The 24,373-nt window shown below is 54.9% G+C and carries 20 protein-coding genes; 6 read left to right on the top strand and 14 right to left on the bottom strand.

The annotated features are described in order from the left end of the window. Positions 1 to 29: 29 nt before the first annotated feature. Positions 30 to 830 (bottom strand): glucosamine-6-phosphate deaminase, encoded by an 801-nt coding sequence (gene nagB, locus O1723_RS15275; protein WP_008501061.1) that lies wholly within the window; start codon positions 828 to 830, stop codon positions 30 to 32. 327 nt (positions 831 to 1,157) lie between these two features. On the opposite strand from nagB, the gene nagE reads away from it, so the two are divergent. The 4 genes from nagE to chiQ all read left to right on the top strand — a co-directional run bounded on the left by nagE (position 1,158) and on the right by chiQ (position 7,176). Next, positions 1,158 to 3,110 (top strand): PTS N-acetyl glucosamine transporter subunit IIABC, encoded by a 1,953-nt coding sequence (gene nagE / locus O1723_RS15270; RefSeq protein ID WP_014883013.1) that lies wholly within the window; start codon positions 1,158 to 1,160, stop codon positions 3,108 to 3,110. 179 nt (positions 3,111 to 3,289) lie between these two features. Continuing rightward, positions 3,290 to 4,957 carry a glutamine--tRNA ligase gene (gene glnS, locus O1723_RS15265; RefSeq protein WP_014883014.1) on the top strand — a complete coding sequence of 556 codons (1,668 nt, stop codon included), beginning with the start codon at positions 3,290 to 3,292 and terminating at the stop codon, positions 4,955 to 4,957. A 447-nt stretch (positions 4,958 to 5,404) separates the two neighbouring features. Beyond that, positions 5,405 to 6,802, top strand: a complete 1,398-nt coding sequence (gene chiP / locus O1723_RS15260; protein WP_014883015.1) for a chitoporin ChiP — start codon at positions 5,405 to 5,407, stop codon at positions 6,800 to 6,802. A 47-nt stretch (positions 6,803 to 6,849) separates the two neighbouring features. Further along, on the top strand, positions 6,850 to 7,176 hold the full coding sequence (gene chiQ / locus O1723_RS15255; protein ID WP_014883016.1) for a ChiQ/YbfN family lipoprotein: 327 nt from the start codon (positions 6,850 to 6,852) through the stop codon (positions 7,174 to 7,176). Between the two features lie 137 nt (positions 7,177 to 7,313). On the opposite strand, the gene fur is transcribed toward chiQ, so the two are convergent. The 4 genes from fur to ybfF form a co-directional block, all read right to left on the bottom strand. Then, the gene (gene fur / locus O1723_RS15250) at positions 7,314 to 7,760 is read right to left on the bottom strand and encodes a ferric iron uptake transcriptional regulator (protein ID WP_003858655.1); all 447 of its coding nucleotides are present in this window, start codon (positions 7,758 to 7,760) and stop codon (positions 7,314 to 7,316) included. 287 nt (positions 7,761 to 8,047) lie between these two features. Continuing rightward, positions 8,048 to 8,578, bottom strand: coding sequence for a flavodoxin FldA (fldA, locus tag O1723_RS15245; RefSeq protein WP_008501067.1), 531 nt, complete (start codon positions 8,576 to 8,578; stop codon positions 8,048 to 8,050). A gap of 155 nt (positions 8,579 to 8,733) precedes the next feature. Further along, positions 8,734 to 9,021 (bottom strand): LexA regulated protein, encoded by a 288-nt coding sequence (ybfE, locus tag O1723_RS15240; RefSeq protein WP_014883017.1) that lies wholly within the window; start codon positions 9,019 to 9,021, stop codon positions 8,734 to 8,736. A 128-nt stretch (positions 9,022 to 9,149) separates the two neighbouring features. Beyond that, positions 9,150 to 9,923 carry an esterase gene (gene ybfF, locus O1723_RS15235; RefSeq protein ID WP_014883018.1) on the bottom strand — a complete coding sequence of 258 codons (774 nt, stop codon included), beginning with the start codon at positions 9,921 to 9,923 and terminating at the stop codon, positions 9,150 to 9,152. 183 nt (positions 9,924 to 10,106) lie between these two features. On the opposite strand from ybfF, the gene seqA reads away from it, so the two are divergent. Beyond that, positions 10,107 to 10,655: a replication initiation negative regulator SeqA gene (seqA, locus tag O1723_RS15230; protein ID WP_014883019.1), complete on the top strand. Its 549-nt coding sequence runs from the start codon at positions 10,107 to 10,109 to the stop codon at positions 10,653 to 10,655. 24 nt (positions 10,656 to 10,679) lie between these two features. After that, a complete protein-coding gene (gene pgm / locus O1723_RS15225; protein WP_014883020.1) occupies positions 10,680 to 12,320 on the top strand; it encodes a phosphoglucomutase (alpha-D-glucose-1,6-bisphosphate-dependent) in 1,641 nt (546 codons plus the stop codon). 104 nt (positions 12,321 to 12,424) lie between these two features. Here pgm and potE read toward each other — a convergent pair whose 3' ends face one another. The 9 genes from potE to kdpF form a co-directional block, all read right to left on the bottom strand. Further along, positions 12,425 to 13,738, bottom strand: coding sequence for a putrescine-ornithine antiporter (gene potE, locus O1723_RS15220; protein WP_014883021.1), 1,314 nt, complete (start codon positions 13,736 to 13,738; stop codon positions 12,425 to 12,427). Then, positions 13,735 to 15,933, bottom strand: a complete 2,199-nt coding sequence (gene speF, locus O1723_RS15215; protein ID WP_248190740.1) for an ornithine decarboxylase SpeF — start codon at positions 15,931 to 15,933, stop codon at positions 13,735 to 13,737. The genes potE and speF overlap by 4 nt, the downstream gene beginning before the upstream one ends. Positions 15,934 to 16,187: 254 nt before the next feature. Next, positions 16,188 to 16,292 carry a leader peptide SpeFL gene (gene speFL, locus O1723_RS15210; RefSeq protein WP_003858645.1) on the bottom strand — a complete coding sequence of 35 codons (105 nt, stop codon included), beginning with the start codon at positions 16,290 to 16,292 and terminating at the stop codon, positions 16,188 to 16,190. Between the two features lie 279 nt (positions 16,293 to 16,571). Continuing rightward, the gene (kdpE, locus tag O1723_RS15205; protein WP_023336920.1) at positions 16,572 to 17,249 is read right to left on the bottom strand and encodes a two-component system response regulator KdpE; all 678 of its coding nucleotides are present in this window, start codon (positions 17,247 to 17,249) and stop codon (positions 16,572 to 16,574) included. Continuing rightward, positions 17,246 to 19,933 carry a two-component system sensor histidine kinase KdpD gene (gene kdpD / locus O1723_RS15200; protein WP_023336921.1) on the bottom strand — a complete coding sequence of 896 codons (2,688 nt, stop codon included), beginning with the start codon at positions 19,931 to 19,933 and terminating at the stop codon, positions 17,246 to 17,248. The genes kdpE and kdpD overlap by 4 nt, the downstream gene beginning before the upstream one ends. Beyond that, complete coding sequence (kdpC, locus tag O1723_RS15195) at positions 19,934 to 20,509, bottom strand: potassium-transporting ATPase subunit KdpC (protein WP_023336922.1); 576 nt, start codon at positions 20,507 to 20,509, stop codon at positions 19,934 to 19,936. A 12-nt stretch (positions 20,510 to 20,521) separates the two neighbouring features. Further along, positions 20,522 to 22,570, bottom strand: a complete 2,049-nt coding sequence (gene kdpB / locus O1723_RS15190; RefSeq protein ID WP_248190737.1) for a potassium-transporting ATPase subunit KdpB — start codon at positions 22,568 to 22,570, stop codon at positions 20,522 to 20,524. Positions 22,571 to 22,588: 18 nt separating this feature from the next. After that, complete coding sequence (kdpA, locus tag O1723_RS15185; protein ID WP_023336924.1) at positions 22,589 to 24,268, bottom strand: potassium-transporting ATPase subunit KdpA; 1,680 nt, start codon at positions 24,266 to 24,268, stop codon at positions 22,589 to 22,591. Beyond that, positions 24,268 to 24,357: a K(+)-transporting ATPase subunit F gene (gene kdpF / locus O1723_RS15180; protein WP_014069365.1), complete on the bottom strand. Its 90-nt coding sequence runs from the start codon at positions 24,355 to 24,357 to the stop codon at positions 24,268 to 24,270. Before kdpF ends, kdpA begins: the two co-directional genes overlap by 1 nt. Positions 24,358 to 24,373 lie beyond the last annotated feature (16 nt).

The following is a 24,373-nucleotide window of genomic DNA, read 5'->3' as shown; positions in this document are numbered from 1 at the left end:
CGCCTCTTAGAGGAGAGGCGGTTAATCAATTACAGACCTTTGATGTTCTCGGCTTCTAACTCGTTGAAGTATTTCAGCGTTTTCACTTTCAGCTCCATCGTGGACGGTTCGTCGCAGACGATGACTGATTTTGGATGCAGCTGCAGGCAGCTGATGGTCCACATGTGGTTAACGTTGCCTTCAACGGCAGCCTGGAGTGCCTGCGCTTTCACGCCACCCAGCACCAGAATCATCACTTCTTCGGCATCCAGCAGGGTGCCTACGCCAACGGTCAGGGCGTATTTTGGAACCTGGTTCACATCACCGTCAAAGAAGCGGGAGTTTGCCACGCGGGTGTCATGGGTCAGCGTTTTAATACGCGTGCGGGAAGCCAGGGACGATGCCGGCTCGTTAAACGCGATATGACCATCGTTGCCCACGCCGCCCATAAACAGGTGGATTTTACCGTAAGAACGGATTTTTTCTTCGTACTGACGGCATTCTGCGTCAATATCAGGCGCATTTCCATTCAGCAGGTTAATATTTTCCGCTGGGATATCAACGTGATCAAAGAAATTCCGGTGCATAAAGCTATGGTAGCTTTCCGGGTGGTCTTTTGGCAGGCCGACATATTCATCCATATTGAAGGTCACAACATGTTTGAAGCTAACCTGGCCCGCTTTGTGCATTTCAACCAGGGCTTTATACGCCGTCAGCGGAGTACCGCCGGTTGGCAGGCCAAGAACGAAAGGACGATCGGCGGTAGGCTTGAAGGCATTAATGCGGTTAACGATATGGCGAGCGGCCCATTTACCGACTTGTTCAGCAGTTGCCAGGGGAATCAGTCTCATTGTTCACCTCAAGAGTTAAAGTAGAAGAGTGGGCGGATGGCTACCGGAACCTGATACTTAAGCGTAACCTGGAACCTTTCAGGCTGGATCAATCCGTCTTGATTTTTTGAATGATAAAATAAGTTTTCGCTGTTAGCCAGTGAAAGGGAGGGCTTAATACGATATTTGGTGACAAAAATCACAAAAAATGGGTGTTTAATTTGCGATACGAATTAATTTTTCACACACTCACACTGCCAGTGAATTATCGACGGTACTTATCGTTAGCAACACAATAAAAACATAGTTAATGCGCGAGCCTGGAAAGGGTCTCGTAGGGGGAATAGGATGAATATTTTAGGTTTTTTCCAGCGCCTCGGTAGGGCTTTGCAGCTCCCTATCGCCGTGCTACCGGTTGCAGCGCTGCTGCTGCGATTCGGGCAACCCGATCTTCTCAACGTGCCGTTTATCGCCCAGGCTGGCGGCGCAATCTTTGACAACCTGGCGCTGATTTTCGCCATCGGCGTTGCTTCCAGCTGGTCTAAAGACAGTGCGGGGGCCGCAGCGCTGGCAGGGGCGGTCGGTTACTTCATCCTGACGAAAGCGATGGTAACGATTAACCCGGAAATCAACATGGGCGTACTGGCGGGTATCATTACCGGTCTGGTCGGCGGTGCGGTATATAACCGCTGGGCAAACATCAAGCTGCCAGACTTCCTCAGCTTCTTTGGTGGCAAACGCTTCGTGCCAATCGCGACCGGCTTCTTCTGTCTGGTTCTGGCCGCGATCTTTGGCTACGTTTGGCCGCCAGTGCAGCATGCTATCCATGCGGGCGGCGAGTGGATCGTCTCTGCGGGTGCGATGGGTGCGGGCATCTTCGGCTTCATTAACCGTCTGTTGATCCCAACCGGTCTGCATCAGGTTCTGAACACCATCGCCTGGTTCCAGATTGGTGAGTTTACCAATGCGGCGGGTACCGTTTTCCACGGCGACATTAACCGCTTCTACGCGGGTGATGGCACCGCGGGCATGTTTATGTCCGGCTTCTTCCCAATCATGATGTTTGGTCTGCCGGGCGCTGCGCTGGCCATGTACCTGGCTGCGCCGAAAGCGCGTCGTCCAATGGTCGGCGGTATGCTGCTGTCAGTCGCCATTACTGCATTCCTGACCGGTGTGACCGAGCCTCTGGAATTCCTGTTCATGTTCCTGGCTCCGCTGCTGTACCTGATGCACGCGGTGTTAACCGGTATCAGCCTGTTCGTGGCGACTCTGCTGGGCATCCATGCGGGCTTCTCCTTCTCTGCAGGCGCGATCGACTACGTGCTGATGTACAACCTGCCAGCGGCAAGCAAGAACGTCTGGATGCTGGTGGTGATGGGGGCGGCCTTCTTCGTTATCTACTTCGTTCTGTTCAGCGCGGTTATTCGTATGTTTAACCTCAAAACGCCGGGCCGCGAAGATACCACTGATGACGTCGTGACCAGTGAAGCCAACAGCAATACCGAAGAAGGTTTAACTCAGCTGGCAACCAGCTACATTGCCGCAGTCGGCGGTACCGACAACCTGAAAGCCATTGATGCCTGTATTACCCGTCTGCGTCTGACCGTGGGTGACTCCGCTCGCGTAAGCGATGCAATGTGTAAACGCCTTGGCGCATCTGGCGTCGTTAAACTAAACAAACAAACTATCCAGGTTATCGTGGGCGCCAAAGCGGAATCCATCGGTGACGAAATGAAGAAAGTGGTTGCGCGTGGCCCGGTCGCAGCGGCAGCAGCTGACAGCGCACCTGCGGCAACGGCGACTCCGGCCGCGAAGCCACAGGCCGTGCCTAACGCCGTGACGGTGGCGGCTCTGGTCTCTCCGGTAACGGGTGAGGTCGTTGACCTTGAACAAGTGCCTGACGAAGCGTTCGCCAGTAAAGCGGTAGGCGACGGCGTGGCGGTGAAACCAACGGACAAAACCGTCGTCTCTCCTGCTGCGGGTACTATCGTGAAGATTTTCAACACCAACCACGCGTTCTGCCTCGAAACCGAAAATGGCGCGGAGATTGTTGTCCACATGGGCATCGATACCGTTGCGCTGGAAGGTAAAGGCTTTACTCGTCTGGTGGAAGAGGGCGCTGAAGTGGTGGCCGGGCAGCCGATTCTGGAGATGGATCTGGACTTCCTGAACGCCAATGCACGCTCCATGATCAGTCCGGTTGTTTGCAGCAACATCGACGACTTCAGTGGCCTGGTTATTCAGGCAAAAGGTCAGGTGGTTGCAGGTCAAACGCCGCTGTATGAGATTAAAGGCAAGTAATCGCTCCTGAGTAGAGTCATGCCTTAAGCGGCGGGGGATATCCTCCGCCGCTTTTTTTTGCAGCAAATGCCCCCATTATTTTCATCTGATACGTATTTTCCGTAACTAAGGGTTGTCACTACGTCCGGCTTATAAGATCATATGCCGTTATACGTTGTTTACGCTTTGAGGAATCCACGATGAGTGAGGCTGAAGCCCGCCCGAGTAACTTTATTCGTCAGATCATCGATGAAGATCTGGCCAGTGGTAAGCACACCACGGTGCATACCCGCTTCCCGCCGGAGCCGAACGGCTACCTGCATATTGGTCATGCGAAATCCATCTGCCTGAACTTTGGCATTGCGCAAGACTATCAGGGGCAGTGCAACCTGCGTTTCGATGACACCAACCCAGTAAAAGAAGACATCGAATACGTTGAGTCCATCAAGAACGACGTGCAATGGCTGGGCTTCAACTGGTCTGGCGATATCTGCTACTCCTCTGACTATTTTGATCAGCTGTACGCTTACGCGGTTGAGCTGATCAACAAAGGTCTGGCGTACGTCGATGAACTGTCCGCGGATGAAATCCGTGAATACCGCGGTACGCTGACGCAACCTGGCAAAAACAGTCCGTTCCGCGATCGCAGCGTGGAAGAGAACCTGGCGCTGTTTGAAAAAATGCGTGCGGGTGGTTTTGAAGAAGGCAAAGCCTGTCTGCGTGCCAAAATCGACATGGCTTCTCCGTTCATCGTGATGCGCGATCCGGTGCTGTACCGCATTAAGTTTGCTGAACACCACCAGACCGGTAACAAGTGGTGCATCTACCCGATGTACGACTTCACCCACTGCATCAGCGATGCGCTGGAAGGCATTACCCACTCGCTGTGTACGCTTGAGTTCCAGGACAACCGTCGCCTGTACGACTGGGTGCTGGATAACATCACCATCCCTGTGCATCCGCGTCAGTACGAGTTCTCTCGTCTGAATCTGGAATACACCGTGATGTCCAAGCGTAAGCTGAACCTGCTGGTGACTGACAAGCACGTTGAGGGCTGGGACGACCCGCGTATGCCGACCATTTCTGGTCTGCGTCGTCGTGGCTACACCGCTGCATCTATTCGTGAGTTCTGCAAGCGCATCGGCGTGACCAAGCAGGACAACACCATTGAAATGGCGTCGCTGGAGTCCTGCATTCGTGAAGACCTCAACGAAAATGCCCCGCGCGCGATGGCAGTTATCGACCCGGTAAAACTGGTTATCGAAAACTATCCTCAGGGTGCGAGTGAACTGGTTGCCATGCCTAACCATCCGAACAAACCGGAAATGGGAAGCCGTGACGTACCGTTCAGCGGTGAAATCTGGATCGACCGCGCTGACTTCCGTGAAGAAGCCAACAAGCAGTACAAGCGTCTGGTGCTGGGTAAAGAAGTCCGTCTGCGTAACGCCTACGTGATCAAAGCCGAGCGCGTAGAGAAAGATGCAGAAGGGAATATCACCACCATCTTCTGTTCATACGATGCCGAAACGCTGAGCAAAGATCCTGCCGATGGTCGCAAGGTGAAAGGCGTTATCCACTGGGTAAGCGCTTCTCACGCGCTGCCGGTAGAAATCCGTCTGTACGATCGTCTTTTCAGCGTGCCTAACCCGGGTGCGGCGGAAGACTTCCTGGCGACGATCAACCCGGAATCTCTGGTGATCAAACAGGGTTATGCTGAGCCATCGCTGAAAACAGCTGAAGCAGGTAAAGCGTTCCAGTTCGAGCGTGAAGGTTACTTCTGCCTGGACAGCCGTTACAGCACTGCGGAAAAACCGGTATTTAACCGTACCGTCGGTCTGCGTGACACCTGGACCAAGAGCGGCGAATAATAACGCCGCTCTGGTCAATGAGAAACAAACGCCGCTTATTGCGGCGTTTTTTTTATTAATGATCATATCGTTAAAGTGGCGTTGTAAAAATGTCCGCCGTTATTTTTGGTCAATGTGGTGCTACTTATTTTTTTTAAAAAAGTTTGTCTGTTTTTGAAAATGGCAAATTTCGCAAAATACGCGATTTCTAATGTTCTAATACCCTGAAATACGCTGCTATACCCCCGCCAAATCACGCTTCCGGCCAAATGTTACAAAGCACTACCAATTATGTGCACTTCGTCATAATCCTGACTTTTGCCTGATGAAAAGCATTGATAATTCGCGTCGCGAAAAATAACCTAAAGACGGTAGTTAATTCGAGGGTATTTATAACTACCCCTGACCGCCTGGTCTTTTTTATTTTCGCCGTTTTAGGCGCTTTAATTCGTCAAAGAGGAATAATCTATGCGTACGTTCAGTGGCAAACGTAGTGCGCTGGCGCTGGCTATTGCCGGTGTGACAGCAATGTCTGGCCTGGTTGTTACACCTGAGGCGAAAGCTGCGGGTTTCATCGACGATTCTACCCTCACGGGCGGCATCTATTACTGGCAGCGTGAACGTGACCGTAAAGACGTCGCCGAAGACAAATATAAAACCAACCTTTCTCACTCCACCTGGAACGCCAACCTGGACTTCCAGTCAGGCTATGCCGCAGATATGTTCGGCCTGGATATCGCTGCATTCACCGCGATCGAAATGGCGGAAAACGGCGACAGCGGCCACCCTAACGAAATTGCCTTCTCCTCCAGCAACAAAGCTTACGATGAAGACTGGTCCGGTGATAAGAGTGGTATCAGCCTGTACAAGGCCGCAGCGAAATTTAAATACGGCCCGGTCTGGGCGCGTGGAGGGTATATTCAGCCAACCGGCCAGACGCTGTTAGCACCACACTGGAGCTTCATGCCAGGTACCTATCAGGGTGCAGAAGCCGGGGCGAACTTTGACTATGGTGATGCGGGTGCGTTGAGCTTCTCCTATATGTGGACCAACGAGTATAAGGCTCCATGGCACATTGAAATGGACAAGTTCTACCAGAACGATAAGAAAACCAAAGTCGATTATCTCCACTCGCTGGGCGCGAAATACGACTTTAAAAACGATCTGGTACTGGAAGCCGCATTTGGTCAGGCGGAAGGCTATATCGATCAGTATTTTGCTAAAGCCAGCTACAAATTTGATATCGCAGGAAGTCCGCTGAGCACCAGCTACCAGTTCTATGGTACGCGTGACAAGGTCAGCGATGGCGGCGTCAACGACATTTATGACGGCACCGCGTGGCTGCAGGCGCTGACTTTCGGCTATAAAGTGGGCCAGGTTGATTTACGCCTGGAAGGGACATGGGTGAAGGCGGAAGGGCAGCAGGGCTACTTCCTGCAACGTATGACGCCAACTTACGCGTCATCTAACGGTCGTCTGGATATCTGGTGGGATAACCGCTCAGACTTCAACGCCGATGGTGAAAAAGCGGTCTTCTTCGGCGCAATGTATGATCTGAAAAACTGGAACCTGCCGGGTTGGGCAGTGGGCGCTTCTTACGCTTACGCCTGGGACGCAAAACCTGGCGACATGGCCACGCCGGATGCGTACTACGATCCAAACTATCGCCTGAAAGAGTCCTCCTACAGCCTGGATGCTATCTATACCCTGCAGGATGGGCGCGCGAAGGGCACGATGTTCAAACTGCACTTCACTCAGTATGACAACCACTCCGATATCCCGAGCTATGCGGGCGGTTACGGCAACATCTTCCAGGATGAACGTGACGTGAAATTCATGGTTATTGCCCCATTCACCATCTTCTGATGAATCTTCCGGCGGGTTAAGGCCCGCCGGACCGGAGACTGCACATGATGAAAAAAATCGTAATTGTCGCGATGCTTGCATCGGGGCTGGTGGCCTGCGCTCAGCCTCAGGCACCGAAGGAAGATTCCAGGCTGAAGGAGGCTTACAGCGCCTGTATTAATACCGCACAAGGCTCGCCGGAGAAAATTGAAGCCTGTCAGAGCGTACTGAATGTGCTGAAGAAAGAGAAGGCGCATGAGCAATTCGCGACGCAGGAGAATATTCGTGTGATGGATTATCAGGCCTGTATCCAGGCGCGTAAAACGGGTAACGATCAGGAAGTCGCGAAGCGTTGCGATAAGATCTGGAACGAGATACGCAATAACAATAATTAAGTTGCTTTACGCCCGGTGGCGCTGCGCTTACCGGGCCTACAAAGGCGTCATAGTCCGTAGGCCCAGGCGCAGCGCCACCGGGCTTTTTAAGGCAAAAAAAAGCCAGCCTTACGGCTGGCTCAGAGTATGAACGTGACTTATTTTGCGTCGTGCGCGTGTTCATTTTCGCGGCAATCACCTTCAGCGCAGTGACCATACAGGTACAGGCTGTGGTTGGTCAGGCGGATGCCATGACGAGCGGCGATTTCACGCTGACGCGATTCGATGGAATCATCGCTGAATTCAATGACCTTGCCGCAATCGAGGCAGATCAGGTGATCGTGGTGATGCTGCTGGGTCAGTTCGAATACAGATTTACCGCCTTCGAAATTATGACGGGTAACAATGCCCGCGTCATCAAACTGGTTCAGCACGCGATAAACGGTGGCCAGACCAATCTCTTCACCCATGTCGATAAGACGTTTATAGAGGTCTTCCGCACTGACATGGTGGTTGTCTGGACCCTGAAGCACTTCGAGGATTTTTAACCGAGGAAGCGTTACTTTCAGGCCAGCCTTCTTTAATGCGGTATTGTTGTCAGTCATGCGGAATCTGTCCTGTTGCTAAACGATTCACTTCTGAAAGAAGTGACAGAAAATGCACCTTGGATATTGCGTCTCATTATAGAACTGCCACGGCTAAATGAAAACTGCAAGTCTCAGGCAAAGTATGCTTATAAAAATGGGGTATCACCGACAAACTTGTGAAATGAAAACCACATTTTACCAGGGAAACATTGTACAGGTCTGAGCGAAAAAGTTAAAAGTTTGTAGCAATTAATTTAATCGGTTTTACCTGGAAAACGGGCGCAACCGCCGTTGCGCCGCGAAAATCAGGCGTTGAGAATATCGTCCAGGTGCAGTTCTTCACGGATCTGCTTAACCCACTTCTCTACGCGCTCAGCGGTCAGCTCAGGCTGACGGTCTTCGTCGATGGCCAGACCCACGAAGTGATCGTCATCGGCAAGACCTTTGGAGGCTTCAAAGTGGTAACCGGCAGTGGGCCAGTGACCGACAATAACGGCGCCGTTCGGCTCAATGATGTCGCGGATGGTGCCCAGCGCGTCGCAGAAGTACTCGGCATAGTCTTCCTGATCGCCACAGCCAAACAGGGCAACCAGCTTGCCGTTGAAGTCCACCTCTTCCAGCGTTGGGAAGAAATCATCCCAGTCGCACTGTGCTTCACCGTAGTACCAGGTTGGAATACCCAGCAGCAGAATGTCGTAGCCCTCGAGATCTTCTTTGCTGCTCTTGGCGATGTCATGCACATCAGCAACGTCTTTACCGAGCTGTTTCTGAATGTTTTTTGCGATATTTTCGGTATTGCCGGTATCACTGCCGAAGAAAATGCCGATGATTGCCATGAGTAAAATAACCTCTTGAAACTTAATGGTATGGTGGCGCAATTCGGCCACGGATAAGGGCAATAATAGCAGAACAGGCAACCCTGCGGAAACCGCTATCGCGCAGGACTGCACTCTGTGCTACATGAAAAGGGTAAAAAAGGGGTTTTTCAGACTTATGCCTGGCTGCGCAATGTCTCAAGCTGGGCGATCAGCATCTCTTCAATGAGCTCGCTGCGGCTGATATTACGCGCTTCCGCCAGCTCGTTAAGCGCATCGACAGCGTCAGCGTTGAGCTTCAATTCGACACGCTTAAGCCCACGATTTTTATCGCGTTTAAGCTGGTTGCGTTTATTAATACGCAGCTGTTCGTCGCGCGAAAGCGGATTCGTTTTCGGTCGTCCCGGTCGACGCTCATTCGCGAACAGATCTAGTGTCGTACGGTCCGTTTGTTCTTTGGCCATGATTCTGAGACTTCGGGGGAAACACGCCGCCCTGCTAATGCCCGGGCGATAAGCGCGCCATCATACATCAGCAAAAACGGCACGCCAACGACTGGAAGCCCGTCGTCTTCCAGTCGCTCTCTTTTTAATCAATTTGCCGTATCAGTGAGATAGCGACGAATGGCGCGCAGGACTGCTTCAGGTTTTTCCGCATGTACCCAATGCCCGGCACCGGCAATTACATGGGCGCGCGCCTGCGGGAATTGTGCCAGCAGCGTGTCGCGGTAAGCATCAGTAACGTAAGGCGAGTTACCGCCACGAATGAAGAGGGTAGGATGCGGCCAGGCGGGGACGGCCTCCCAGCCAACGATGTTATTATACTGGTCCCACAGCACCGGGACGTTAAAACGCCATTGCCCCTCAACAAACGACTTCAGCAGGAATTGCACCACGCCTTCTTCATCAAGATGCTCACGCATCACGGCTGCTGCCTGCTGACGGGTGGAAACGCCGGCCTCCGTCACCGCATTAATTGCCGCGAAGATCTCATCGTGACGGCGAACGTCGTAATCCACTGGGGCGACATCAATCACCACCAGCCCGGAAATTCGCTCAGGTGCCAGTGCTGTGAGCGCCATGACCGCTTTACCACCCATCGAATGCCCGATGAGGGTCACTTTCTGCAGGTTGTGGGCGTCGAGCGTATCCAGGAGATCCTGCGCCATTGCCGCGTAGGTCATCTCGTCTGCGCGCCCGGAAAGTCCGTGGTTGCGCATATCGACCTGTAAAATATCGTGATCGGTAACCAGATCGCGCGCCAGCACGCCCAGGTTATCCAGGCTGCCAAAAAGTCCATGAACCAGTACGATGGGAGAATTATTGTTCGGCGATTGTGCAGTTTGCGCTCGGGTATTCAATTTCATGGCAAAGTTCTTTTTTTACGTTTGTCAGGTTAGGGTATCATGTTGACCATTCTGCCGCCCGGCCGCAAGGTTCCAGTTTAATCTGACTTTTGCCGCCAACCTGGTTTGACGCTATCCGCTGTTGGGATTTGACCTTATAATCCCAATGACTTGTATTCAGATAAGATATCGCACTGGATTAAGATGAAAACAATCGAAGTTGATGACGAACTCTATCAGTATATTGCCAGCCAAACGCGGCATATCGGGGAGAGCGCGTCCGACATTTTACGGCGCATGCTTAAAATTTCCGCCGCTTCACAGCCTGCTACCCCAGTCACCAAAGATGTCGTGTCTCAGCCGAGCGTTGTTGCACAAGCAAAGCCTGCCGTGACGCCGGTAAAAGATAAAGTACGCGCGATGCGCGAGCTGCTGCTGTCCGACGAGTATGCGGAGCAGAAAAAGGCGGTTAACCGCTTTATGCTGGTGCTGTCTACACTTTACTCCCTGGATAACAAAGCGTTTGCTGAAGCGACCGAGTCGCTGCACGGTCGTACTCGCGTCTATTTCGCGGGTGACGAGCAAACGCTGCTGCAAAATGGCAACCAAACCAAACCTAAACATGTCCCTGGCACCCCATACTGGGTGATCACCAATACCAATACGGGCCGCAAGTGCAGCATGATTGAACACATCATGCAGTCCATGCAGTTCCCGGCGGAATTGATTGAAAAGGTTTGCGGTACAATTTAACCCTTGCATCAGAAGGACCCGGTAATGGCAAATCACAGCCGTGCAGGCCAACCTGCACAACAAAGCGATTTGATTAACGTCGCTCAGCTGACCGCGCAGTATTACGTGCTGAAACCGGTCGTGGGCAACGCAGAACACGCAGTGAAGTTTGGTACATCTGGTCACCGCGGTAGCGCGGCACGCCATAGCTTTAACGAACCGCACATTCTGGCCATTGCTCAGGCCATTGCGGAAGAGCGCGCTAAAAACGGCGTTACCGGTCCGTGCTACGTGGGGAAAGATACCCATGCGCTGTCTGAACCGGCGTTCATCTCTGTGCTGGAAGTGCTGGCGGCAAACGGCGTCGACGTGATTGTGCAGGAGAATAACGGCTTCACGCCAACGCCGGCGGTGTCTAACGCTATCCTGGTGCACAACAAAAAAGGTGGTGCGCTGGCTGACGGGATTGTTATCACGCCATCCCACAACCCGCCGGAAGACGGGGGCATTAAATACAACCCGCCTAACGGTGGCCCGGCAGATACTAACGTCACCAAAGTGGTAGAAGACCGCGCAAACGCGCTGTTGGCTGACGGTCTGAAAGGCGTGAAACGCATCTCTCTGGATGCGGCAATGGCGTCCGGTCACGTAAAAGAGCAGGATCTGGTTCAGCCGTTCGTGGAAGGGCTGGCGGATATCGTCGATATGGCGGCGATTCAGAAAGCAGGCCTGAAGCTAGGCGTGGACCCGCTGGGCGGCTCCGGTATCGAGTACTGGAAACGCATTGCCGAGCATTACAAGCTGGATCTGACCATCGTGAACGATCACGTCGATCAGACCTTCCGCTTTATGCACCTGGATAAAGACGGCGCGATCCGTATGGACTGCTCCTCCGAGTGTGCGATGGCGGGCCTGCTGGCGCTGCGCGACAAATTCGATCTGGCGTTTGCGAACGACCCGGATTATGACCGTCACGGTATCGTCACCCCTGCCGGGCTGATGAACCCGAACCACTATCTGGCTGTGGCGATCAACTACCTGTTCCAGCATCGTCCGCAGTGGGGCAAAGAGGTGGCTGTTGGTAAAACGCTGGTCTCTTCCGCGATGATCGACCGCGTGGTCGACGCGCTGGGCCGCAAGCTGGTGGAAGTGCCGGTGGGCTTCAAATGGTTTGTTGACGGTCTGCACGACGGCAGCTTCGGCTTCGGTGGTGAAGAGAGCGCCGGGGCATCCTTCCTGCGTTTCGACGGCACGCCATGGTCAACCGATAAAGACGGTATCATCATGTGCCTGCTGGCGGCGGAGATCACCGCGGTCACCGGTAAGAACCCGCAGGAACATTACAACGACCTGGCGGCACGTTTTGGTGCGCCAAGCTACAACCGTATTCAGGCGAGCGCGACCTCAGCCCAGAAAGCGGCGCTGTCTAAACTCTCTCCGGAGATGGTCAGTGCTAACACCTTGGCAGGTGATCCGATCACCGCGCGTCTGACGGCTGCACCGGGTAACGGCGCGTCTATCGGGGGGCTGAAAGTAATGACCGACAACGGCTGGTTCGCTGCACGTCCATCCGGTACGGAAGACGCGTATAAAATCTATTGCGAAAGCTTCCTCGGCGCTGAGCACCGTCAGCAGATTGAGAAAGAAGCCGTAGAGATTGTCAGCGAAGTGCTGAAGAACGCGTAAGTGCGTTATCGGTGCGGGCTGATGCCCTCACCCCGGCCCTCTCCCACGGGGAGAGGGAGAAAACAATAAAAACGGCAACCCTCGGGCTGCCGTTTTGTTTTTACCTAACTATGCTTATTCTTCAATTCAAACCGTGGTGACACCAGACCGTACAGCGTCCAGCCCATAAAGGTCACCATTGCCCCATAGAGCATCGCTTCCTGACCGGAAGAGTAGAGCGCATAGAAGCTGTAAATCGCCCCAATGAGCGCCACGATATTCGCCGCTCGTGCTTTACGCGGATCCACCCTCGCGACCTTCTGAATAATCACCAGCGCGGCCATCGATAGAATGTACGGAATGATGTTCGTCACCACCGCCAGGTTGACCAGCACGTTGAACTGGCTGTTCAGCGACGGGCTAATGGTCATCAGCGACAATCCACTCTGGAAAATCACGATGGCCAGCATGCCCTGCACCGGTGCGTCCGCTTTGGTGACGCGGGAGAAGATTTTGGGGAAATAACCTTCGTCAGCCGAGGATTTAAACACCTGCGCGATGGTGAACTGCCAGCCGAGAAGCGAACCGCAGCAGGACATCACCATCAGACCCATAATCACCTTCCCGACTTCCGGGGTGAACATCTGGGCGAAAGCCAGCCCGAACGGTGCCGTGGAGTTAGCCAGATCCATATTCGGCACAATCCCGGCAATCACGTTGGTTGAGACGATATAGATCACCGCCGCCCCCAGCGTTCCGCCAAGTACCGCAATTGGCACGTTCTTTTCCGGGTTCTCAACCACTTCCGCATTCGCGCAGGCCGATTCCAGTCCGAGGAAAGCCCACAGCGTCATGGCGATAGAAGAGCCCACGGCGGTAAAGAACGGCACATGATGTGGGTTCCAGGAGTTGGCGTAGAGCGTAGGACTAAACCAGAACCAGCCGATGATGCATAAACCGACGACCGGGATAATCACGCCCCAGACGGTGATGCTGCTCAGTTGTCCGGTGATACGCGCGCCGCCGAAGTTCGCCACGGTGCAGATCCACAGCACCCCGATGGTCGCCAGCCCAATTTGTACCGGGGTGAGCGTGGCGCCAAACAGTTCCGTCCCGTAACCCACGGCGGAAATGGCAATCGCCACGTTGGCGATCAGCAGCGATACACCATAGGTATAGTTGGCCATAAAGTTGCCGGACTTACCAAAAGCGTATTCCGCATAGCCGCCCATCCCGCCGGACTTGCGGCTGAACATCCCGCATTTGGCGAATGCCCACGCCAGCGCCATTGACCCCACCGCCGTCACCAGCCAGGAGATAATCGAAATGGTGCCCACTTCGGCAAGCTTGGTGGGCAGCATGATGATCCCGGACCCCATCATGTTGACCATGGTGAGGATGGTCAGCTGCACCACGCCCATCTTATTGGATTTACTCATAATGTCTCTCCTTTCAGCAGCGCGGGCTGAGCAGCGGGTTGTTTGATGACGTTACAGCGAACCTGTTTGCGACCCTCACACTCTTCAACGTATACGCCCTGCAGCTCAGGCGCGAAGCCTGGTAGCAGGTTGATACCGTCTTCCAGCGCGGCAAAGTAGCGCAGCACGGAGCCGCCCCAGACTTCGCCCGGGACAACGCACAGCACCCCAGGCGGATAAGGCAGGGCGCCTTCAGCGGCAATGCGGCCTTCCGCGTCGCGCAGGGAGACCAGTTCGACTTCACCCCGCAGATACGCATAGTTCGCCTCCTGCGGGTTCATCATCACGCGCGGGAAGTGAGACTTGCGGAACATCTCTTTTTGCAGTTGCTTCACGTTATGGCGGGCATAGAGATCGTGCATTTCCTGGCAAATCTGGCGCAGCGTGTAATCCGCGTAACGTTCCGGATGTTGTTTGTAGAGAGAAGGCAGGACCTCTTTCAGCGGAACATCGCTCTCGAGCAGTTTTTCGAAGCGCACCAGCTGCGCCACCAGCTGCTGCAGTTTGCCCATATCTTCCGCAGGGGTGAGCAGGAACAGGAGCGAGTTGAGATCGCATTTCTCCGGCACGATGCCGTTTTCACGCAGGAAGTTGGCGAGGATGGTGGCGGGCACGCCGAAATCCTCATACTCGCCGGTGCGGGCGTTAATACCTGGCGTGGTCAGCAGGAGCTTGCACGGGTCGATAAAGTACTGGTGCTCGGCATAGCCCTCAAAAGCGTGCCAGTTTTCACCCGGTACGAAGTGGAAGAAGCGCAGATCGGTGGCAATTTCCGCTGTGTCGAAGCTTTCCCACGGACGGCCATCCACCGTCTCCGGCACAAACGGACGAAGGTACTGGCAGTTCTCCAGGATCAGTTTGCGCGCTTCAATACCGTTAACCACGCAGTCCATCCACATGTTGCGACCGCTCTGACCTTCATGCATACGGGCGTTAATATCCAGCGCAGCAAACAGAGGGTAGAACGGGCTGGTTGAGGCGTGCATCATAAAAGCATTATTCAGCCGCTTGTGGGGTACATAGCGCTGCTGGCCTTTGATATGGCTGTCCTTTTTGTGGATCTGCGAGGTCTGCGAGAAGCCTGCCTGCTGTTTATGTACCGACTGGGTGACCAGAATTCCCGGGTCGTTTTCGTTCAGCTCCAGCAGCAGCGGCGAGCAATCTGCCATCATCGGGATAAACTGCTCGTAACCTACCCAGGCCGAGTCGAACAGGATGTAATCACACAGATGCCCAATCTTATCCACCACCTGACGGGCGTTATAGATGGTGCCATCGTAGGTACCCAGCTGGATCACCGCCAGACGGAACGGGCGTGCATCGCGTGCACGACCTGGCGCCACCTCGGCTACCAACTCGCGCAGGTAGCTTTCCTCAAAGCAGTGCGCGTCAATACCACCAATAAAGCCGTACGGGTTGCGCGCGGTTTCCAGATAGACCGGTGTCGCGCCAGCCTGAAGAAGAGCGCCGTGATGGTTCGATTTGTGGTTATTACGGTCAAACAGCACCAGGTCGCCAGGGGTGAGCAGGGCGTTAAGGACCACTTTGTTGGATGAGGAGGTCCCATTCAGCACAAAGTAGGTCTTATCGGCATTAAAGACCTTTGCGGCATGTTGCTGCGCAATGCACGGCGCGCCTTCGTGGATCAGCAGATCGCCCATTGCCACGTCGGCGTTACACAGGTCGGAACGGAAAAGCGTTTCACCAAAGAAATCGACAAACTGATTGCCCGCAGGATGACGGCGGAAGAATTGCCCCCCCTGATGCCCCGGGCAGTCAAATGCGCTGTTACCCTGTTTCACGTAGTCTACAAGGGCACGGAAAAACGGCGGTCGCAGCTGGGTTTCGTACTTCTGGGCCGCCGCTTCCAGCTGGCGGCCATAAAAATCGTTGCTGGTGTCTGAATGCTCAAATACGCCGTGAATGCGCGATAAATAATCTGCCGGAATGATCTCTTCTTTATGCGTTGCGACAAAGACGGGAATGCCAAATCCGGTGGCTTCTATTTCTTCCAGTATGCCGCTGGAAATATCGCTAACGGCCAAAACAATGGCCGCGACGTCGATATAATCAGAAGCGCGGACATCCACAAGCTCACGCTGGGTGGTAAAGCAGTCCGGACATGCACGGCTGGCCGCGATTTTTAAACTTTTCATCTTTCTCTCTTTATTTTAGGTAATAAGCGTCCTTCGATTTCTTGTCAGAAAGAAATCGATAATTTTCCGGAAAAAAAGCAAGGTGTGGCCGCTGATTAAAATCAGTAAATTGCTTTTTGATGATTGAAATTCAGTCCGCCCGGTTGCAGATGAGTCTGAATTAAGTGGAATGAGCGCACGACTTCACAGGCAATGGCCTGTAAAATAAGGTATTTCAGGATAACCTGTAAGCGAGTGCGCCAGAAGTCGAAGGACTACCGGGCATTAAAGAGGTGAAAGTCAAAGCAGTTTCGGTGGGCAAACATCATGATATGTGTTGTCCGCCTTATATGGGGCATTAAGCGATTGTTGTTTTCCATGTTTCATTTTCCTTTCAGTAATTGAAAGCATGGTCATTTTATCCAGGAAAAAGGGATTAACTGTGAATCAGATCACCCTTAACCGATTATTTCAGAAATAATTAGTCGTTTTTGATGAATAACGCAGATCAAAATGCTGATTTGTTGTTGAAGTGTTAATGATTGGTTTTGTTAATGTTTTAAACGAGAAAAAATAATCCATGGAATAATGTATTGATTATTTTTTTAATATTGATCGGGAGGGTTTTTGATTATTTAGAAAATAATATGAATAGTTATTCAAAGCATAAATCGATAACCGATACCGGTTTCAGTTAATAAATGGCGAGGGCGAGCGGGATCGACTTCCAGTTTCTGACGAAGGTGACCCATATATATGCGCAAATAGTGACTATGTTCCACCGCGTTGGGTCCCCACACCTGACTCAACAGCTGGCGCTGTGTGAGAACCTTGCCGTGGTTATTAAGCAGCACGGCGAGCAGGCGGAATTCGATGGGGGTAAGATGGATTTCCTCTTCACCGCGCACAATGCGCCGTGCGGCGAGGTCAACCCGAATATCACCAAACGTGTAGGTTGTGTCGGCAGGCGTGGTGGCGCTATGACGACGCAGCGCCACACGCAGGCGAGCCTGCAATTCGCCAATGCCAAAGGGTTTAATCAGATAGTCATCGGCGCCGGCATCCAGCGCGGCGATTTTATCCGTCTCTTCAGTACGGGCAGAGAGCACGAGAATCGGCATCTGGCTCCACTGACGAACCTCACGAATAAAATCGATGCCGTCGCCATCCGGCAGCCCAAGATCGAGGATCACCAGGTCCGGCTTGCGGGTGGCGGCTTCAATTAAACCCCGTTGAAGCGTACCCGCATCGTGAACGCGCAGACCGTCTCCTTCCAGCGCAGCGCGCAGAAAACGGCTAATGGCGATCTCATCTTCGACAATCAGAACGTTAATCACAAATCCTCGGGTAATTCATTCAGTTCTGGCGGGGTTTCCAGAGGAAGTGTAACACAAAAACGCGCGCCGCCTTCCGGACGATTCTCTGCGGAAATGGTTCCGCCATGGACGTCAACGATCGCCTGACAAATCGCCAGCCCGAGCCCAACGCCCGGAATGGCCGACTCCTTGTTCCCGCGCGCGAATTTTTCGAAAATAGCCAGCTCCTGCCCGGCAGGAATGCCCGGTCCGGTATCCCAGACGTCAAGGTGAAGCGTGCCATCCTCTACCATCGCATCCACGCCAATCCGGGCACTTGAGCCGGCATATTTACCGGCATTTTCCAGCAGATTGATCAGCACCCGTTCAAACAAGGGGCCATCGACGTGAATTAAGGTCAGGGGTTCAGGCATGTTCAGCGCGATATGCCGCCCACCGAGGCCGGGCTCCAGCATTTTCAGCGCGCTGCCTACCACTTCTTCCAGCGTGAGCCACTCTTTTTTGAGGTTAAATCCGCCCGACTGAATGCGCGCCATATCGAGCAGGTTATTCACCAGACGGGTGGTATTCAGCACGTGCTGGCGGATTTCGCTGGCCTGAAGGGCGTGTTTAGACCCTTCCGCGGCCAGGTCCAGCGTCAGGATTTCTGACTGACCAAACAGAACGGTCAGCGGGGTCCGCAGGTCGTGAGACAGCGCCGCCAGCAGCGAGTTACGAATGCTTTCACGCTCGCTGGCCAGTCGGGCCTGTTCTTCACTGGCGGTAAGCGCCAGCCGTTCCAGCGCGCTGGCAACCAGCAGCGTAAAAGTCTCCAGCAGCCGCTGCTGCTCGGGGATCATCAGCTGACGCAAGTTTGAGGGCTCAACAATCACCAGCCCCTGATTTTTATCGGCGCTGCGTAGCGGCAGAATTTGATAGGGCACGCCGGGCAGGGTGTCGGTCCCTGCGCCCGCAGGTAACCCTTTATCAAAGCTCCAGCGCGCGATGGCTTCGTCCCAGGGCGTCATGCCGGAGGCCGAGGTTAGCGGGCGCAGCTTACCGTGTTCGTCCGGGAGTAAAATCAGGTTGCTGGCATGAAACGTCGAGCGAATAAACTGCTCGCTGGTCTGCACAATATCCAGCGGGGTCCGACCCACCGCCAGCGATTTCGACATTTCATACAGATGCCGCGTGCGCTGTTCGCGGTAGCGGGCGATGCGCGCCTGGTAGCGCACGCCCGCCGTCAGATTGCCGATCACCAGCCCGACGGTGAGCATCACGGCAAAGGTCAGGATGTACTGTACGTCCGACACAGCGAGCGTCCCGCGAGGGGCAATAAAGAACAGATCAAAGCTGATGACGTTAATCACCGTTGCCAGCACCGACGGCCAGCGTCCGTAAAAGAGCGCCACCACCACCACGCCAAGGAGGTAGATCATCACCAGGTTGGCCGCGTCGAAGGCAATCAGCCATTTGCTGGCAATGATCGTGATCAGGGCGCAGAGCACGACGGCCACCAGGCAGCCGCGAAGCTGAATGCGCCATTTATCACTGAAAGTACGGCTGTCCGGGGCGCGGCTGGGAAGGGGGGTGGGTTTATCATCCAGCGCCACGATCACCAGGTCCAGATCCGGCGCGCGGCGGGCCAGTTTGTCGGCAAAGGATTCACGGCTAAACCAGCGACGATGCTGGCGACGGCCAATGACGATTTTCCCCAGGTTATGCTCCCGGGCGTAGCGCAGAATGGCTTTATCTTCCTGAGGATCGGAAAGGGTCGCGGTTTCGGCACCCAGCTCCTGCGCCAGGCGCAGCGAACTCAGAATCGCGCGGCGCTGGTTTTCGGGCAGGGCATGAAGCTGCGGCGTTTCGACATACACCGCATGCCAGACGCTGCCAAATTTGGCGGCCAGACGCGCGGCGGTGCGGACAAGTTTTTCGTTACCGCTGCCGTGCCCCACGCACAGCAGGATGGCATCCCGCGTATGCCAGACGCGTTCCTGGCCCTGCAAATCGCGCCAGGCACGCATCTGATCGTCAACGCGATCGGCAGTACGGCGCAGAGCCAGTTCGCGCAGGGCAATCAGGTTGCCTTTGCGGAAGAAATGTTCGATGGCACGCTCGGCCTGTCCGGCAATATAGACTTTGCCTTCGTGCAGGCGCTGGCGCAAATCATCCGGCGGCAGGTCGACCAGCACCACTTCGTCAGCGGAATCGAAGAAAGGGTCGGGCACCGTCTCGCGCACCTGAATGCCGGTCACGCCGCTGACCACGTCGTTCAGGCTTTCCAGATGCTGCACGTTAACCGTCGTGAAAACATCAATTCCAGCTTCAAGTAATTCTTCCACATCCTGCCAGCGCTTGGGGTGACGCGAGCCTGGCGCATTGCTGTGCGCCAGTTCGTCCATCAGGATAAGCGCCGGACGGCGGGCGAGGGCGGCATCAATATCAAACTCTGTGACTAAACGACCCCGATGGCTGATGCGGCGGGGCGGCTGGGTGGCAAGCCCCTTCAGCAGCGATGCCGTCTCTTTACGTCCGTGGGTTTCAACCACGCCGATGAGTATATCGAGCCCCTGCGCCCGAAGCCGCTGGGCTTCCGTCAGCATGGCGAAGGTTTTCCCGACACCCGCGCAGGCGCCAAAGAAAATTTTCAGTTTGCCGCGATGGGCTTCAGCCGTCTGTTCAAGCAGCCTGTCCGGATCCGGGCGCATGGGCTCGTCGGTCATTTAGTTTTTCCTTAGCGCGTCCAGCGCCAGATTCAGCTCAACAATATTCACTACCGGCATGCCGATATAGCTGACCAGCGGCTTTTGTGTGTGTTCTGCCACCAGCTTGCTCACCTGTTCAACACTCAATTGACGGGCGGCGGCAACGCGCGGGATCTGCCACGCCACCGCTGCCGGCGTCAGGCTATAGTCCAGCCCGCTGGCTGAGGCGGTGACCAGCTCCACGGGAACCTCGCGGCTGGCCTGTGGATTGGCGGCGCGCAGGGCGGCCACGCGCTCGGCGACGGCTTTGTCCAGCGCCGGGTTGCTGCCCGCCAGGTTACTGCCGCCGGATGCCATTGGATTATACGGGCTTTCGGCAGTGGCGGAAGGGCGTCCCTGGAAGTAGCGAGCGTCCGTAAAGCTCTGGCCAATCAGGCGCGAACCGCGGTTTTCACCGTTTTGCATAATCAGCGAGCCGTTAGCCTGATCCTTAAACCACCACTGGCCCAGGGCGGTGGTGACCAGCGGGTAGAGCCCCCCGGTAATCAGCGACAGCAGAATAAACAGAAGTATAGCGGGGCGTAACATCGTCATTTGATTCACCTTTTAAACCAGCCCGAACAGGGTCAACAGCAGATCGATAGCCTTGATACCGATGAAGGGCACCACCAGCCCACCCAGGCCGTAAATCCACAGGTTGCGGCGCAGCATGGCGGCCGCCGTGAGCGGCTTGTAGCTCACGCCTTTCAGCGCCAGCGGGATCAGGAAGACAATAATCAGGGCGTTAAAGATTACCGCGCTCAGAATGGCCGATGCCGGGGAGTGCAGGTGCATTACGTTCAGGGCGTTTAATTGCGGATAGGTCGCAGCAAACGCGGCCGGAATGATGGCGAAATATTTCGCCACATCGTTAGCGATGCTGAACGTGGTCAGCGAGCCGCGCGTCATCAGCATCTGCTTACCAATGTGCACGACTTCAATCAGCTTGGTCGGGTTAGAGTCGAGATCGACCATGTTGCCCGCCTCTTTTGCCGCCTGGGTACCGGAGTTCATTGCCACCGCCACGTCGGCCTGCGCCAGAGCAGGGGCATCGTTGGTCCCGTCACCGGTCATCGCGACCAGACGCCCTTCCGCCTGATACTGACGAATCAAGGCCAGTTTGGCTTCCGGTGTGGCTTCGGAAAGAAAATCATCCACGCCCGCTTCGGCAGCAATCGCCGCGGCGGTCAGACGGTTATCCCCGGTGATCATCACCGTTTTGATCCCCATTTTACGCAGCTGGGCAAAGCGTTCTTTGATGCCGCCTTTGACGATATCCTTCAGGGCAATCACCCCCAGCACGTTTGCGCCTTCAGCCACCACCAGCGGCGTTGCCCCCTGACGGGCCACGCTTTCCACCAGGCTATCCACTTCGGATGGGAAGTGACCGTTATTAGCCTCAATGTGGCGACGGATGGCGTCAACCGAGCCTTTACGGATCATCCGGTCCTGAATATTAATGCCGCTCATCCGGGTCTGTGCCGTGAAGGGCACGAAAGTGGCATGCAGGCTCTGAACGTCGCGCTGGCGCAGGTTAAAGCGCTGTTTGGCAAGAATCACAATGCTGCGACCTTCCGGAGTTTCGTCGGCAAGCGATGAGAGCTGTGCGGCATCTGCCAGCGTTTTTTCATCCACGCCAGGTGCGGGTAAGAAGTCTGATGCCTGACGGTTACCGAGGGTGATGGTCCCGGTTTTATCAAGCAGCAGAACGTCTACATCGCCCGCCGCTTCAACGGCACGTCCGCTGGTGGCAATAACGTTGGCACCGAGCATACGGCTCATACCGGCCACGCCGATGGCCGACAGCAGGCCGCCGATAGTGGTGGGGATCAGACAGACCAGCAGCGCCACCAGCACCGTGATGGTGACCGCCGTACCGCCATAGGCGGAGAACGGCCACAGGGTCGCGGTTGCCAGCAGGAAGACGAGGGTCAACGCGACCAGCAGGATGGTCAGGGCAATCTCGTTGGGGGTTTTACGACGCTGGGCGCCTTCCACCATGGCGATCATCCGGTCAAGGAAGGTTTCACCTGGGTTAACGCTACACTGGATCACCAGCCAGTCGGAGAGTATGCGCGTCCCCCCCGTTACGGAGGCGAAATCGCCGCCGGATTCACGGATAACCGGGGCGGATTCCCCGGTGATGGCGCTTTCGTCCACCGACGCGCCACCTTCAATCACTTCCCCGTCGCACGGGATAATATCGCCAGCTTCGACCAGCACCACATCGCCTTTACGCAGTTCATCCGCCGGAACGTGGTCCATCTGCGCACCGTATTTTGGTTCACGTAACTTGCGTGCGAAGGCGGTCTTTTTTACCCCTTTCAGGCTGTTGGCCTGGGCTTTACTCCGGCCTTCCGCCAGCGCTTCCGCAAAGTTGGCAAACAGCACGGTAAACCACAGCCACAGGCTAATGGCGCTGGTAAACATCGAATTTCCCGGCATGTGGCCCGTTCCCATGGCAATCGCCAGTGCGGTGGTCAGGACGCTTCCCGCCCAGACAATAAACATCACCGGGTTGTGCCACTGCACGCGCGGGCTCAGTTTTTTCACCGCATCCATGAGTGACTGACGAACTAATGACGGTTCGAACAGGGCCAGTTGTTTACGACTCATGACAAATTCTCCGCAAAATCAGCGTAAAGAGAGGTATTCCGCGACCGGGCCTAACGCGAGGGCGGGGATAAAGGTCAGGGCACCAACCAGTAACACGGTGCCTGTGAGCAGGCCGATAAACAGCGCGCCGTGGGTCGGTAATGTTCCGGTGGTGGTCGGTTGAATTTTTTTATTCACCAGCGATCCGGCAATCGCCATGACCGGCACAATGATCCCGAAACGACCCACGAACATGCAGAACGCCAGCAGACAGTTCCAGAACGGTGAGTTGGCACTTAAGCCTGCAAAGGCACTTCCGTTGTTGTTGGCGGCAGAGGAGACGGCATACAGCACTTCGCTAAAGCCGTGAATACCCGGGTTAAAGATGCCGCTGCGTCCGGCCTCGGTCATCAGCGCCAGTGCGGAGCCGAGCAGTACGAGGGCAGGGGTTACCAGAATCGCCAGCGCGGTTAATTTCATCTCGCGAACGTCGATTTTTTTACCGAGGTATTCCGGCGTACGACCAATCATCAGACCGGCAATAAACACCGCCAGCATCACGAACAACAGCATGCCGTAAAGACCTGAACCCACGCCGCCAAATACCACCTCGCCAATCTGCATCAGCCACATTGGGATCATGCCGCCCAGTGCGGTGAAGGAGTCATGCATGGCATTCACCGCCCCGCACGAGGCCGCCGTGGTGACCACCGCATAGAGGCTGCTGGCGAGAATGCCAAAGCGGCTCTCTTTACCTTCCATATTGATATTGCTGTTAGCCCCAAGCTGCATGAAATGGCTATTGCCGTTCCATTCAGCCCACATCACCAGCGCAACGCAGACCACGAAGATTAACGACATGGTCCAGAGCAGGGTGCGCCCCTGACGGCGATCGTTGACGACATCACCAAAGGCAAAGCAGAGTGCGGTGGGGATCAGGAAAATCGCCAGCATCTGCACAAAATTGGTCAGGGCAGTCGGGTTTTCAAACGGATGCGATGAGTTGGCGTTGAAGAAGCCGCCGCCGTTGGTGCCGAGCATCTTGATGGCTTCCTGCGACGCCACGGGCCCCATCGGCAGGAGCTGTTTTGCCCCTTCCAGCGAGGTATAAGGGGTGTATGGCAGCAGGTTTTGCAGGCTACCTTGCTGAATAAAGAACAGCGCGATCAGCAGTGCAATTGGCAGCAATATCCACAACGTGATGCGCGTCAGATCCACCCACGCGTTACCCAGGGTACTGATTTTCTGACGAGCAAACGCGCGCGTCAGCGCGAAGATCACAGTGATACCGCTGGCGGCAGAGAGGAAGTTCTGGACGGTTAACCCAACCATCTGGCTGAAATAGCTGAGCGTGGTTTCACCCGCATAGGACTGCCAGTTGGTGTTGGTGACAAAGCTGACTGCCGTATTCAGCGCAAGATGCCAGGACAGACCCGGTAATTGTTGCGGATTCAGCGGCAGACTCCCCTGCAGCATCAGCAGGGTAAAAAGTGCAATCAGCCCAACAATATTCAGCAGCAGAATGGCAAAAAGATATTCACGCCAGCTCATCTCGCGATCGTCTATTCCCAGTACACGCCAGATCCCTTTTTCAACGCTTCCCGTACCAGGCAGGGGGACGTTGTTGATAAGCCTTGCCAGCCCCATTCCCAGTGGCCTTGCCAGAACGAACAACGCCAGTAAGAAGCTGGCAATAAGCAAAAACGCCTGAGCAGCCATCAGAATGCCTCCGCATTAATCAGGGCATAAACCAGATAACCCAATAACAGGAACACCAGCACGATGCCGGCAATAAGACCTGCACTCACAATCCACCTCCGGGTG

This window comes from Enterobacter cloacae complex sp. HYC080_NIDB (assembly GCF_056673325.1).
This window is presented reverse-complemented; position numbering and strand designations above follow the sequence as displayed.

What these genes read in the sequence shown, in the direction of transcription:
- kdpC (WP_023336922.1), bottom strand. Translation starts at nt 20,509, where the DNA reads ATGACGATGTTACGCCCCGCTATACTTCTGTTTATTCTGCTGTCGCTG.
- kdpA (WP_023336924.1), bottom strand. Translation starts at nt 24,268, where the DNA reads ATGGCTGCTCAGGCGTTTTTGCTTATTGCCAGCTTCTTACTGGCGTTG.
- nagE (WP_014883013.1), top strand. Translation starts at nt 1,158, where the DNA reads ATGAATATTTTAGGTTTTTTCCAGCGCCTCGGTAGGGCTTTGCAGCTC.
- speF (WP_248190740.1), bottom strand. Translation starts at nt 15,933, where the DNA reads ATGAAAAGTTTAAAAATCGCGGCCAGCCGTGCATGTCCGGACTGCTTT.
- fldA (WP_008501067.1), bottom strand. Translation starts at nt 8,578, where the DNA reads ATGGCAATCATCGGCATTTTCTTCGGCAGTGATACCGGCAATACCGAA.
- seqA (WP_014883019.1), top strand. Translation starts at nt 10,107, where the DNA reads ATGAAAACAATCGAAGTTGATGACGAACTCTATCAGTATATTGCCAGC.
- fur (WP_003858655.1), bottom strand. Translation starts at nt 7,760, where the DNA reads ATGACTGACAACAATACCGCATTAAAGAAGGCTGGCCTGAAAGTAACG.
- ybfE (WP_014883017.1), bottom strand. Translation starts at nt 9,021, where the DNA reads ATGGCCAAAGAACAAACGGACCGTACGACACTAGATCTGTTCGCGAAT.
- potE (WP_014883021.1), bottom strand. Translation starts at nt 13,738, where the DNA reads ATGAGTAAATCCAATAAGATGGGCGTGGTGCAGCTGACCATCCTCACC.
- kdpB (WP_248190737.1), bottom strand. Translation starts at nt 22,570, where the DNA reads ATGAGTCGTAAACAACTGGCCCTGTTCGAACCGTCATTAGTTCGTCAG.
- speFL (WP_003858645.1), bottom strand. Translation starts at nt 16,292, where the DNA reads ATGGAAAACAACAATCGCTTAATGCCCCATATAAGGCGGACAACACAT.
- pgm (WP_014883020.1), top strand. Translation starts at nt 10,680, where the DNA reads ATGGCAAATCACAGCCGTGCAGGCCAACCTGCACAACAAAGCGATTTG.
- glnS (WP_014883014.1), top strand. Translation starts at nt 3,290, where the DNA reads ATGAGTGAGGCTGAAGCCCGCCCGAGTAACTTTATTCGTCAGATCATC.
- ybfF (WP_014883018.1), bottom strand. Translation starts at nt 9,923, where the DNA reads ATGAAATTGAATACCCGAGCGCAAACTGCACAATCGCCGAACAATAAT.
- nagB (WP_008501061.1), bottom strand. Translation starts at nt 830, where the DNA reads ATGAGACTGATTCCCCTGGCAACTGCTGAACAAGTCGGTAAATGGGCC.
- chiQ (WP_014883016.1), top strand. Translation starts at nt 6,850, where the DNA reads ATGAAAAAAATCGTAATTGTCGCGATGCTTGCATCGGGGCTGGTGGCC.
- chiP (WP_014883015.1), top strand. Translation starts at nt 5,405, where the DNA reads ATGCGTACGTTCAGTGGCAAACGTAGTGCGCTGGCGCTGGCTATTGCC.
- kdpD (WP_023336921.1), bottom strand. Translation starts at nt 19,933, where the DNA reads ATGACCGACGAGCCCATGCGCCCGGATCCGGACAGGCTGCTTGAACAG.